We start from the raw sequence: 13616 nt of genomic DNA, 5'->3' as shown, positions 1-13616 counted from the left end.
CCTAGGGGTAACGTCAAGTGAGTAAGTCAGCACCACATTTTATCATCTACTTTGAGGACAACCTTTGACTGTCAGTTAATAAAACGTCGTGAACACCAGAACGTTAGATGAAAGACTAATGTAATTTCAAAGTGTATTTTTAGGAATAAATTAAATAAGTTTAGAGTATTTAACTATCAAGTTAGCAAAGAGTATTTATATAATGAGGAGGTATTACAATGAGAACTGAGCAAGAAATGTTTGATCTAATACTTAATTTTGCAAAGACAGATGTACGAGTGCGTGCTGTTTATCTAAACGGTTCGCGTGCTAATCCAAATGCTCCAAAAGATAAATATATGGATTTTGATATTGTTTTTGTCGTAACTGATTTTGAATCTTTCACATCAAATAATAATTGGATAGACATATTTGGAGAAAGATTAATTTTACAAATGCCGGAGGCAATGCGCTATCCCGATGGTAGCGGTCATTTTAATTGGCAGATGCTGTTTACAGATGGAAATAGAATAGATTTAACACTTATACCAAATGTTAAGTTAGAACTTATTGAAAATGATAGTGCAACTGTTGTTCTTTTAGATAAGGACGGTATTCTTCCAAGTTTTCCACCAGCAAGTGACAATGACTATATTGTAAAACCACCAGATGAACTATTTTACTACTCGTGTTGTAATAATTTTTTTTGGTGTATGCAGAACGTGGCAAAAGGTATTGTGAGAGATGAACTTCCATATGCTATGGGAATGTATAACTATATTATCAGTGCTGAATTAAACGATATGGTTTCGTGGTATATAGGAACAAAAAACAGTTTTAACGTTTCTACAGGTAAAATGGGTAAGTATTTTAAAAAATACCTCTCGACTGATTTGTATGAGCAATATACAAATGTGTATCCTAATGGTGATTACGAGAATATTTGGGATTGCGTTTTTAATGCTTGTGATTTGTTTAGAAAACTTGCAAATCAAGTGGGGAATTGTCTCGGTTATACGTATAACAATCAAGATGATGAAGGAATAATAACTTATTTACAAAAAATGAAAAGCCGCACATTATGAACATAATATAAAGTTGATAAAATTATAAAATAATTAAAAATATGAATGATAGTCAAGTAGCTTACATTAGTCCTACATCTAACAATATGTTTACTCAAGGGTCTTAGTGGAAACGTTGATAGGGCAAGTCAGACCACATCACTTCACCGGGTATGACCACCGCCAAGATGGTCTAGCTATTTGTGTTCGGTTCAGTGACGTCAGTGAACAAAGAGACGTTATAAGAAAGAGTATTATCATTTCAGAGAGAAGATTTGAGGTCAATAAAATGTGTACTGGCTATTTATAGTTAATGTAATATATAAATTTGGGTTTAAGGAGAATATTTTATATGGAGAATAAAAAAATAATATTGCTTAATGGAGCATCAAGTAGTGGAAAATCAACTATAGCAAAGGCTTTACAAGCATATATAAAAGATGTAAAGCATGAAGAATATAGTGTAATTTCTATAGATGATTTTCTTAAAATGACAATAGATGAAGCAATAGATGAAGATGATGTTTTTGAAATATCATTAAAACTTTGTGATAAATCTATTGAAATGCTAGCTATAAATCAAGGTGTTATTATTGACCATGTAATTACTAGCAAGAGAATTTTTAATCAACTTATAGAAACTTTAAAATCATATAAAGTTTATTTAATACATATAACATGCCCTTTAAAAGAATTAATTAGAAGGGAAGATGAACGAAGAAATAGATGTATTGGTTCAGCAGAAGCATCATATCAATATTTATTTCCAAAAGATGGTTATGATTTAACTCTGGATACTTTTAAATTAACACCCAAAGAATGTTCATCAAAGATTGTAGATGTAATATTTAACATATAATTTTTAACATCGTATGAATATAGCAGAAATTAGAGGTTATGATTTTTTAATTAAAAATTGTTTAAGAAAGTATTATAGTGTGATAATACTCCATTTTATAACAATATGTTCACGTAAAGGTCTTAGAAGTAGCGTCAAGTAGGCAAGTAAGACCACATCCCTTCACCGGGTGTGACCACCGCAAAGACGGCCTCGCTCTTGCTGTCCGGTTCAGCGACGTCGTGAACAAAGACCGTTAGTTGAAATCCTATGAGACAGAGTTCTAGACCAAAAGGGTTTAAAAATATTATATATTAAATAACGAGGAGATTTATTAAATGAAAAATTGTATTGGACAAGGGGTTCCAAATTTAGAGGATGCAAAATTAATACTAATGGAAGCTGAGAAGCTGAATCCTACGCCGTGGGTTAACCATTCATTATATGTTGCGGAGGCAGCTAAATTAATAGCTGAACAAACTCCTAACATGGATTCAGAGTTAGCATATATTCTAGGGTTGTTGCATGATATAGGAAGAAGATTTGGTGCAAATGGGATGAGACACAACATTGAAGGATACAATTATGCTGTTGAAAAAGGATATGATTTGGTTGGAAGAATTTGTTTGAGTCATACGGCATTTATGCATGAAGGCCAAGTAATTATAGTTGGAAAGTGGAATGGTACAGAAGAAGAACATGATTTTATAGTAGATTATTTATCAAAAACAGAAGAAACAGACTACGATAAATTAATTAAACTATGCGATTATACATCATTACACAGTGGTTTTACCTTGATAGAAAAAAGGCTAGTGGACATTGCGATAAGAGGTGGAATAAACGAATATACAATACCAAGGTGGAAGTCTACATTTGCGATAAAAAATTATTTTGAACAGAAAATCGGGAAATCTATTTACGAATTGTTGCCAGGAGTTATTGAAAACACATTTGAGTTATAGAATATGAAATATATTTAAGGACAAAGTTTAGCTTAATTTATTAAGTAGTAATATAAAGGATGTAGCGACGGACTTCAACTAACAATGCACTCAAGTTCGCTTTGGCTATAAATGGTCAAGCCTTCGCAGAAGCCAAAGCACATCCTTTCACCAAACAAGGTCTGACTAAGGTTCAAGGGCGTCTTGAGTGCTAAACGTTAAGTGAAACCCCAATATCGGGGTAGTGATTTGTGGGAAATTAAAATATGATATATTTTTGTTAAGCATGAAAGATATATTGAAAAGTAAAGATATTTATAATTTATGTAGGAGGTTAGCAGAATGATAACTGTTGCATTTTGGGGGATTATGCTTGCATTAGCAATACTCTTTCCTAATATATTGTTTCTATTTTTTCAGCCAAAGGATGCTCCAAAAGATATTAAAGAAGAAAGCAGGATATTAAATACCTTAGAAAAAGTAGGACAAGTGGGTTCTTGGTTTTTCTTAAGTTTTGATGTTGGAAGTTATACCTTTGGTTTTAAAACGGTAACATTAGGAGTTTTTTGGATTTTTAGCACAATTGTACTACTTGCATTGTATTATTTACTCTGGATTCGATATTATGTAAAGGGTAAAAAATATTGTTATTTGTACGATACGGTCATCATACCGATTCCAATGGCAATCATTCCAGTGTGTTTATTTTTATTTACAGGATTATTAGAACAACACTATTTGCTGATTTTATTCAGCATAATTTTTGCAATTGGTCATATCAGTATAAACTGGTATCATTATAATTTAATTAAATAAGTACTTTTTTCAAAACGATTCTCTAAGTTGTTTTTGAAATCTTAATAAAAATTCAAAATGCTGTTGGGGCATCACCTAACCCTGTATTTGCACAAGGGCGCTCTGGGGCATGAGAAGCCTAGGGCAATGAGCGCCACACCTTCTCGCTAACCGAGTCAGTCGTCGCGTCAGTCGTTGCATTAGCCCTTGGCAGGGCATGAGCAACTCCTTCTAAAGGTTGAGAAACGTCGTGAACACAAAGAACGTTACACGAAAGACCAAGCGTTTATGTACCATCATGTTACGATATAAGTCAGTGATAGGCTTCGGAGTATATATATTTGATAATGGGAACAAGGATTATATGTATGAACTAATGGTAAAATGGAGGTATAGTAATGAAATCAATATATAGAATACTAAAGAAATGGGGCTTTCACAAACCGAAAATAATAAATAGCTATAATGGCAATGGAAGAAGGATTGTTTGTAAAGTTGTTACTGAAAACGGTGAGATTATACTGAAAGGAATACCCCGTGATGATATAGAAGAAAAGGTAGTCATAGGAAATACTAAAGCACATGAGTATCTTGGAACCCTAAAAGGACTTGCTCCAAAACTTATATATCTACCTGATGGAAATGCATACATAAAAGACGAGCAATATTATTTCTATGTGATGGAATATGTTTCAGGAAGACAATTGCAAGAAACTGAGGAAGATGAGTTTGCTTTAGGACAGTCAGTGGCTAAATTACATGAATTTTCAGATTTTAATTATCTTTGTTCATTTGATAGTGAGATGCAGAAAAAAGTATTTCACGAATGGTTTTCGGAGCGTAGGTTTAAAAAAGAGTATGACGCAATTTTAGATAGTTTACCTAATTTCAAAGAATATAAACAGTGCTTTATTCATACTGATATTGGTCCACATAATGCCTTATTGAATAAAGAAGGAAAAGTCATATTCATTGATTTAGATGATTCTGGTATAGGACCAAAGTATATTGATTTAGGATGGCCTTTTATAATGCAGTTTGTTGATTTTAATAAGAAAACTCATGAAATGTATTATAAGTTTGATTTGGCAAAAGCATTTTTGCATGGATATTATGGAGAAAAAAAAATAACAGCAGATGAAATAGATATGATATGGAATGGAGCTATCTATATGCATATCGCGTACATGCAAAGTTATGGACCAGATGCCGTAGAGGATTTGTGGGAAATTCTAAAGTATGGAATAGAGCAAAAAGAAAAACTATTTCAGATGCTGTAGTATCCTTAGAAATTATGAGTCAGAATAACTTTATAGTAGTTAAGTATAGATAAAACCCGAAGTTAATAAAAACTTAGTATAAGGTTAGGTTATTCGCAATCTTTATAAACTCTAAGTTGCTGCGGATTTAAGTCAATTGCGTCCGTCCTTTCTTGTAACACAGTTTTTGCGTAAAGGATTACTAAGGCAGGTTTTTGGATCTTTAACACTATAGAGCAGATATTGAAGTGTATAAATTATATTATGGGAGAAAGAGTATGATTTTTATTAGAAAGATAGAAGAAAATGATATAAGTTCAATTGTGACTGCTTATAATGAGCCAATTGGATGTGACGGGAATTTTGAGAATTATATTAAACGATGCTATAAAGAGAATGTAGAAGGAAAACGAATAACATTTATTGCACTAATAAATAATGAGATAGCTGGATATGTAAATTTATTATTTAGTTCATTATATCCTTATTTTCTTGAAAAAAATATTCCAGAAATAAATGATTTAATTGTTATATCAAAGTACAGAAGAAAAGGTATTGGAAAAAAATTAATAGATGAATGTGAGAAATATGCTGCTAATCAGTATGAATTTATAGGTCTTGGAGTTGGTCTTTATAAAGATTATGGAAGTGCGCAAAGACTATATACGGAAAATGGATATATGCTTGATGGGAATGGACTAATGTATAACAATGTTGAGGTAAAACCAGGAAGAGATGTTTTTGTTGATGATGACTTATTATTATATTTATATAAGAAATTATAATTCAATATAGTAGGCTGATTGTGAAAGAAAACAAATTTTTTATTATAAAAGATTTAAATATTTATTGGGTTTAACGTTGTAGCTGATGGTAAAACACCATCTAACAACATGTTCGCGTTCATTCGGGTGGGGTCGGAAACTTAAGAGACAAGCCCTCATACATTCCCCAGCTAACCGAGTCGGCAGCCCTCAAAGCTAAGATAAGAGCTATCTAAGCTTTGAGAACAGCCTGTAACGCTGGGGAATGTCGAGATATTTCTATAACTGCACTTGTTTTTTTTAGCAGTTATTTTAATGGGCAACTTATATATTTGTCAATTACCCACCTTTCTGGTATGCAGATTCTGCAATTCTGTACCAACCGCTATAATTATTTTGTTGGTTAGGTCTTACAAAGTTTTACTTCAACATAATTCACCGGTAGTAGGATAAAAACACAATAGTTTAAGACTTAAAATAACCGTAATTCAGTTTCAATGCAAATAAGAATATTCATTTGATTTTAATTTACAAGGAGGATAAGAAATATGAACAATTACTATACTGAAAAATTAGGTGCTCAAAAATTGTTTCAGGTGTATGAAACTCAAATTCTTCGCGTCAAACAGTATCTGCAAGCGGAGATAGATTTTGTCAAGAAAAATCTGTCAAAGACACAAAGCGTTTTGGAGCTTGGCGCCGGATACGGTCGTATTGTTAGGAAATTGGCTCCCCACTGTAACTCCATAGTCGGTATGGACATATCGGAGGATAGCGTTGTGTTGGGCAGGGAGTATCTCAAAGACCACACCAACGCCAGTATGGTTGTGATGGATATTCATCAGATGGAATTTTCTAAGCTCTTTAATGTCATTTTGTGTCTGCAAAACGGGTTATCTGCCATGCGTGCTGATTCCACCGTTATTAACAAAATTCTTGAAACATTAGCGCCTGGAGGAATGGTTTTTTTTAGCAGTTACAGCGATAAATTTTGGAATTTTCGCCTCAAATGGTTTGAGGAGCAGGTTTTCAAGGGACTTTTGGGAAAAATCGATTATACCAAGACCCAAAATGGTGTGATTGTCTGTCAAGATGGTTTCAAGGCAATGACCCATTCGCCCGAGGATTTTCAGAAAATTGGTGAGCAGTCGGGATATCCCTATCATGTCCAAGAAGTGGATGAGTCTAGTGTGTTTCTTATCATCTGTAAGAAATAATTGAATTGTAAAGTAGGCAGTAAAATTCCAAGCTACTGGAGCACTTTAATCTTAGCAATGTAGCAAGGTGATAATTATAGATATGCAAAATGGAAAGATTATTTATATAATTTGAGGATATGAGATGGAAAAAATAGTATGGGTAAAGAGTTGGTCAGGACTGAAACCCAATGATGGTTTAGATGAAGTTAATGCCTATTTAGAACAGGGATGGAGTGTGAAAATGATTTCAGCCTGTGAAATGGGAGATTCTTCAAATTCAGGCCAAGCATATATAGTTATTGAAAAAAAAGAATAAATAGAGATTATGAGCATAATACGAAGTATATAAAATATATTTTTAATTAATTAATAATTATTTAATAACATGTGAATATGGATAAAATCAGATGATAGAAAGATTTTTATAGATAAGCGTTTTGTGCAAGTCATGGAGAGTGATATTGCTCCAACAGCTAATAACATGTTCCCGCAAGGGTGCTTAGAGTAACGTTGATAGGGCAAGTCAGCACCACATTTCATCATCGCCCAGGGGAGAAAGTCACTGGTGGTCCGATGATAAAATGTTGTGAACACAGAGCCGTTAGATGAAAGAGTGATATCATTTCAGATAAACAACTCTGAGGTCAATACAGACACACTTTAAAAGCACTATTAGAAATAGATTGATATCCAGTTAGTGAAGATTATTTATATAATCAGAGTTTTGCAATAAAGCAAGCGAATACTATAATAGGAGGGTAAAAAATATGGATTTAAGAGTTGAAACCGTCACCGGAAAAAGCAAAGAGAAACAAAAAACAAAGGAAATTTATACATCCTCTTTTCTTAAAGAAGATCGTATGCCTTTTTGGCTGATGCTTATAATGGCAAAGATGAAGAACACTGAATTTATATCCTTTCATGATAAGCAAACCCTATGCGGCTTTGTTTATATGGCTACAATTAAAAACCTGACGTTTATAATGTTTTTAGCAGTTGATGAAAACATTCGGTCGAAGGGATATGGCAGTCGTATTTTAGAAAAAATACAATCATTACATACTGATAATAAAATTATTATATCTATTGAAAGATGCGTTAAGGATGCAAAAGACATTAAACAAAGATTAAGACGCAAAAAATTTTATGCTAATAATGGATATATAGAGACTGGATATTTAGTCGAACTGGCAAATAAAAAACAGGAAATCTTAATAAAGAATGGACAATTCGATGAAGATGAATTTTACTTATTCTTCAAGAAATATAGCAATGGTACCATGAAGCCTAAACTATGGAGGATAGGTTCTTAAAGGAAAATAGAACAATGGCTGACCGATTTATTCCCTAAAGCTAAACTGTTAAACATAATCACCATAAGCTCATAAGAGTCTGATTATGAGCATAACACGAAATATACAGTGTGTTATTTTTAAATCATCAAATATATATTTTAATGATTAATAGAATATAAAGGTGAGTAGTAATTAAGGAAACCTTTTAAGTAAGGCGTTGGTGAGTGATATCACTCCATCATCTAACAATGTGTTCACATTCATTGTGGACAGGGTATTCTTCTTGGGAATTGCCCTCCATACATTCCTCAACCTAAGCGTGTCGCGACAGTCGGTGCATTAGCCCTTGACAGGGCATGAGCACCTCCTTCTGAGCTTGAGAAACGTCATGAACAAAGAGACGTTATGTGAAAGATTGATGTTCATTACATGGATAGTATTGTAAGCATAAAAGTTTTTGGGTTATATATAGCAATTGCAGTATCTAAAGAATAAATTAGAGTTTATAGGTTATTGCAGAGAAAGTTATTGATAAGCATAGCTTTTTATTAACGTTGAGACTATAACGTGATGCTTAATGTACCGAACCATTGTCTGAATGTTATATTGAGGAATATGTGTTTGCTTGTTTGAAAGGTTTATAATGTTTAATGAATATAAATCAGTTGTTTTTTTAAAAGTAATAGTAGTTATATTTGACTGGAAATTTTGATATAAAAATAGTGAAAAACGATTTATAATAAGAATTTAAGTTTGACAGTTGCAGAAAAGTAAAACCTCTAAACATATTTAATATTTTACTAAAATCATTAGAAAAGGTATTTATGTTTGAGAAATTTTAATTCTTTTAACTAAGCAAAATATGATAAGTGAAATTAGAATGTTTAACAAGATAGCATCTATATCAAATCTTCCTATTTTAAATCCAACCTGTAATAAATCTATAGCAATTGGTAAAAGAATTATTATTAAGAAGTTAGTTGGTTTGTTAAAGTTAGATAATCCTAAAAAGAATGCTATTGGTAAGTAAAAGACCAAATTGATAACAAAAAACTTTAATATTGTACTTTTGTTGTATCTATCACTATTTGTAATATAATTTGTAATAGTTGAAAATGGTTTCAAATTAATGCTTTCACTTCTGTTAATTAAATGGTCTTTATTTGCTTGAGCACTTTTGGTGAAAGGATTTAATTTTATTAATGATATTACAATTATTAATATTACTAAAATAATTATTGCTTTTTTATTTCTTAACATATTTTCTCCATTTTTAATAATTTATTTTTATAAATTTTATAATTCTTCAAAATTTGAAATTGTTCCGCTTCCTTTTATGTATTTTCCTGCTGATGAAACAGTTGGTGTTGACATGTATATGTAGTATGTACCATTTGCAGTTAAATTTGTCCATGTTGCGCTTTCACTTTCTCCTACATTAAAAGTATTGGTTCCTTGTGAAGACCAAAATAATCCTATTTTTTTGTAAAGGGTGATACTGTATACTGTTCTATCGCTTCCTCCGTCACCTATTAAACTAGAACTAACATTTATTGTTGTTGACGTGTTTGTTATTTTAAAATTTCCAGACGATAGAGAAACACCAAATTCAAATGTAAAACCTCTTTATTATATTAATATATATTTAATTATACAGGTTTCAATTTATAAAGTAAACATATTAAAAACTACATTATTGGACATAACAATTTATTATTATTCATAAAATAATAAATTTTACGTAAAAATAGAATTTTATCAAATGCTTTATTTATTATTTTATAAAACTGTTAAATTCATGTGTGTTTGCTTATTTGAAAAGTTATATAATATTTAACGAATATAAATAGTTGTAAAAGTAGAAATAGTTATATTTAATTGTAAATATTTATATAAAAATAATAGAAAATGGTTTATAATAAAAAATAGATAAGAAAGTTTATTACTATCCATTTTGTGTTATGAAAGTATAAAAATGAATTTCACTTAATATAAGGGAGTTTTATCTTAAACGTAAGAAAAATTTACTTTTATATTACTTTTTTGTTTAGTTACAATTCTGTATTTTATTATGAACATATAATAAGAGAAAATAAAATGTAAAAGTATAGCCGTTGAAGCTGAACATCAATCAAACACCTAACAACATGTTCACGCAAGGGCTTAGAGGAACGTTGATAGGGCAAGTCAGCACCAAATCCCTTCATCGGGAACGGAGTTCCACCAAGAAGTCTATCTAATATGTCCAGTTCAGGGACGTCGGGAACACAAGACCGTTAGAAGAAATAAATTACTAGATACTAATGTGAGTGAGCTAATAACTTTGAAGGAGAATAGAAATGAAAAGAATAGATTATTACATACTAACCAAAGATTATGTACTAACAAAAATTGAAGGACGTAATTGGGAAACTCATAAATTTGAAGATCATTTCTCAAGTGAACTTCCTAAAATATATCCATTAGAGCCAGTAAATATTTTCGATGATCCAGAGGTTTTTATGCCAGCAATTAAAAGTATCGTTAAAACGACCAAACGTTCCTTTTTGAGTAAAAGCTTAAGACCAAACCCTCTGGTTGTTTATATTGTAGATGATCTTAATTCCAGACTACGAAAAAGATTGTTTATAGATGGACTAATAGAAGCAAATTACAAAAAAGTATTTTTAACTGAGATTGGACCTTCAGCAGTTGCAGCTCAAAATAGGGACAATTACAAGAAACCATCTATTGTGGTTTCAGTCATTGGTAAAATTATAGAATTATCTCTATGTTTTGGAGGAACAAGAATTATAAATCATGTTATTCAATCTACATTTTGGGAAGAGTTTGTTGAATTTGAAGAATCGTGTAAAGAAATTCAAAGGAGAAGTTTAGACGAATGTATGTGTCTAGATTTTATTAGTGAACGTGATAGAAGTGAATTAAAGCGTATTTGGACTAGTAGTCGTAAGTATGAATATGTGATGGCATCAAACAAAGCAAGTATTGATACTATTCTTGATAGAAGATTTAAAGCTAATTATCATATTGATTTTACTCAAATGACTGAGTTAATGAACGATGAGTTTGCAAGTTTTCAACGTAGTTTTAAGTAGGCTAGGAAGCAGAAGTCAAGACTGTAATTTACATCTTCTAACAATATATTCCCGTTTACTACGTACATCCCTTCACCGGGTGCAAGCACCGCCTAGGAAGAGAATCTCTGGGGGCCTGGTTCAGTGACGTCGAGAACAAAAGAACGTTATGCGAAATATAATACTAGTTATTAAAAAATTAAAGGAGAAGTATTTATGAAAAGTATAGTTAAGAGTTTTAGTTTATTAGTTATTGTGTGTTTAATTTTAGTCACATTATTCTTCACTTCAACTATTGTACAAGCCTCAAGTTTATATGAGGATTATGCAGAAAGATTAAAAGAAATTGGAGTTTTTAAAGGAACAGATTCGGGCTTTGAATTAGATAGAGAGCCAACTAGAATTGAAGCTGCAATAATGTTTGTACGATTAATTGGTGCAGAACAAGAGGCTCAAGATAAGAAATATTTACATCCATTTATTGATGTACCTGAGTGGGCAGATGATTATGTTGGATATTTGTATCATGAGAAACTTACCAATGGTACTAGTACGACAACTTACAGTTCTGATGAGATAATATCAGCCAGAGGATATATGACCTTCATATTAAGAGCATTAGGTTACAGTGATACAGCAGGAGATTTTGAATGGGAGCAATCCTTAAAGTTTTGTATGAACCAATCTCTTATAAATGATGAGGATTATAATGAACTTGTTACTAGTACATTTTATAGAGATCAATTGGCAAAAACAAGTTATTTGGCATTAATGATGCAAACAAAAGATGACGAGATTAGCTTAGTTGAAAAATTGGTAGATTTAGGACAAATAGATGAAGATATAGCAATTAGTATTGGACTAATAACACCAGATTTAACTGATAATTCCTTTGATGAGGAAAGTAGACCAAATCCTACACCAGGTTATTCGGATTGGGATTCAAGTATACAAATATACATTGATGAATTAGAAACATATGTTGGAACTGCTATGAAAGTAGATAGAATTAAGGATTTTCAGTTAAAAAGCAAAGTTGATAAAGGTTTTACTTTTACTCAATTAGACATAGTTAATTTAATTGAGGCATTAGATAGTGATGGGAATGTTGTAACTTATGTAGCAACAGAATATTTTACTAATGAAGATAGTTTAGTAAAACTAGATAGTTTAGTTACAGAAGGGTCAGTATCATTCTTAGATATACTAAATGAGCTTAGTGTTGATGATTTTACTATAAAGGATTACGGAACTACAGAAGCACCAGATAAGAACTCATTTGACCAGTTAAGAAAAGTTTATTGTTACGACATAGTTGTGGCAGATAATAGTGGTCAAGAAATACCAATACAAGTATTTGTTGAAGTGTTTATTGACATAGAAGATTTAAGCTAATAACGAGTACTTCCGTATCATACTTCGCATAACAGGTTGTTGCCGACATTACCTCCTGTACATTTAAAACTAAATAAGGAAAAGATAAGATTTCTTAGAAGAATAATATATTTATTTCTTTCATATTAATACACATGATATTTGATGTAAGTATTACATGATTAAACTAAATACTTACATTTAATATTACATAAGAGTAATCATCTGTGTTATTAATAAATAATTCATCATATAAATAGTATTAACAATTAGTTTATGGAGGAAAGAGAAGTTTGAAAAAAGAATTTTATCACTTGTCAATACAAAAAAGAAGAAAATTGGAGTAACTATTTTATTGATTGCAATAATAGCAACTATAATAACTAGAATGATATTAGCTTCTACATATTCTGAAAATGAAAACATCAAGGATGATTTTTATGAATCAGTAAATTATGACCCAGTCAAAGATTTGTTAACTTTTACCATACCAGAAAACATACCAGAAGGCTATAAATTTTATCTTCATATCAGTGGGCTAATGTTCATGGGAGAATCTAATTTTAGGACTTTTCATGTTTTTGATGAAGAAAGTATAAATTATACTTGGGAGAAAGGAAAAACATATGAACATTTTTTAATTTCTGGTGGATTAAAGGAAGTTGACTTAAGTTATGGTTTAATAGATAATAATAAGGAGTTGCTTTATAGTTATACTATAAGGATTACTGCTGATGGAACAAAAACTATTGAAAAAGATGAATAACATCATAACTATTAAAAGGTAATCTTATTAGGTTTCCTTTTTCATTGTCAAAAAATAATACGAACAAGTCAACATTTACGCATCAGACAAAAATTTGTTAGGGATTAGCTTCGCAGATGAGTGAGGTAACATCTGATAACAATATATTTCCGTTTGCTTCGCACATCTCTTCACTGGGTGCGAGCACCGCATGTGGAGAAGGGCCCAGCTCAGAGAAGTCGGAAATACGAAACGTTAGCTGAAATCGGACGAAAGACCGCGT

13 protein-coding genes are annotated in these 13616 nt (G+C 31.4%); 12 read left to right on the top strand and 1 reads right to left on the bottom strand.

Features of this window, described 5'->3' with window-relative positions; all coding sequences use genetic code 11:
• Positions 1-218 precede the first annotated feature (218 nt).
• The 9 genes from JYG23_RS08060 to JYG23_RS08020 all read left to right on the top strand — a co-directional run bounded on the left by JYG23_RS08060 (position 219) and on the right by JYG23_RS08020 (position 8155).
• Positions 219-1064, top strand: coding sequence for an aminoglycoside 6-adenylyltransferase (locus JYG23_RS08060; protein WP_207235106.1), 846 nt, complete (start codon positions 219-221; stop codon positions 1062-1064).
• Between the two features lie 331 nt (positions 1065-1395).
• A complete protein-coding gene (locus tag JYG23_RS08055) occupies positions 1396-1902 on the top strand; it encodes an AAA family ATPase (RefSeq protein ID WP_207235105.1) in 507 nt (168 codons plus the stop codon).
• 317 nt (positions 1903-2219) lie between these two features.
• Entirely contained in the window at positions 2220-2846 is a 627-nt protein-coding gene (locus tag JYG23_RS08050; protein ID WP_207235104.1) for an HD domain-containing protein, read from the top strand.
• A 321-nt stretch (positions 2847-3167) separates the two neighbouring features.
• Complete coding sequence (locus tag JYG23_RS08045; RefSeq protein ID WP_207235103.1) at positions 3168-3641, top strand: hypothetical protein; 474 nt, start codon at positions 3168-3170, stop codon at positions 3639-3641.
• 377 nt (positions 3642-4018) lie between these two features.
• Positions 4019-4900: an aminoglycoside phosphotransferase family protein gene (locus tag JYG23_RS08040; RefSeq protein WP_207235102.1), complete on the top strand. Its 882-nt coding sequence runs from the start codon at positions 4019-4021 to the stop codon at positions 4898-4900.
• Positions 4901-5157: 257 nt separating this feature from the next.
• The gene (locus JYG23_RS08035) at positions 5158-5664 is read left to right on the top strand and encodes a GNAT family N-acetyltransferase (protein ID WP_207235101.1); all 507 of its coding nucleotides are present in this window, start codon (positions 5158-5160) and stop codon (positions 5662-5664) included.
• Between the two features lie 527 nt (positions 5665-6191).
• Positions 6192-6860: a bifunctional 2-polyprenyl-6-hydroxyphenol methylase/3-demethylubiquinol 3-O-methyltransferase UbiG gene (locus JYG23_RS08030; protein ID WP_207235100.1), complete on the top strand. Its 669-nt coding sequence runs from the start codon at positions 6192-6194 to the stop codon at positions 6858-6860.
• A 124-nt stretch (positions 6861-6984) separates the two neighbouring features.
• A complete protein-coding gene (locus tag JYG23_RS08025) occupies positions 6985-7158 on the top strand; it encodes a hypothetical protein (protein ID WP_207235099.1) in 174 nt (57 codons plus the stop codon).
• Between the two features lie 451 nt (positions 7159-7609).
• Entirely contained in the window at positions 7610-8155 is a 546-nt protein-coding gene (locus JYG23_RS08020; protein WP_207235098.1) for a GNAT family N-acetyltransferase, read from the top strand.
• A gap of 804 nt (positions 8156-8959) precedes the next feature.
• Here the strand turns inward: JYG23_RS08020 and JYG23_RS08015 are convergent.
• Positions 8960-9397 carry a VanZ family protein gene (locus tag JYG23_RS08015; RefSeq protein WP_207235097.1) on the bottom strand — a complete coding sequence of 146 codons (438 nt, stop codon included), beginning with the start codon at positions 9395-9397 and terminating at the stop codon, positions 8960-8962.
• Positions 9398-10476: 1079 nt separating this feature from the next.
• Here JYG23_RS08015 and JYG23_RS08010 point away from each other — a divergent pair.
• The 3 genes from JYG23_RS08010 (at position 10477) to JYG23_RS08000 (ending at position 13354) form a co-directional block, all read left to right on the top strand.
• Positions 10477-11235: a hypothetical protein gene (locus JYG23_RS08010; protein ID WP_207235096.1), complete on the top strand. Its 759-nt coding sequence runs from the start codon at positions 10477-10479 to the stop codon at positions 11233-11235.
• 195 nt (positions 11236-11430) lie between these two features.
• Positions 11431-12609, top strand: a complete 1179-nt coding sequence (locus JYG23_RS08005) for a hypothetical protein (RefSeq protein ID WP_207235095.1) — start codon at positions 11431-11433, stop codon at positions 12607-12609.
• A gap of 334 nt (positions 12610-12943) precedes the next feature.
• On the top strand, positions 12944-13354 hold the full coding sequence (locus tag JYG23_RS08000) for a hypothetical protein (RefSeq protein WP_207235094.1): 411 nt from the start codon (positions 12944-12946) through the stop codon (positions 13352-13354).
• The last annotated feature ends 262 nt before the right edge of the window (positions 13355-13616 follow it).

The sequence above is a fragment of the Sedimentibacter sp. zth1 genome (genome assembly GCF_017352195.1).
Taxonomy (GTDB): Bacteria; Bacillota; Clostridia; order Tissierellales; family Sedimentibacteraceae; genus UBA1535.
The sequence above is the reverse complement of the archived record's forward strand: the minus strand, read 5'-3'. Positions and strand labels throughout refer to the sequence as shown.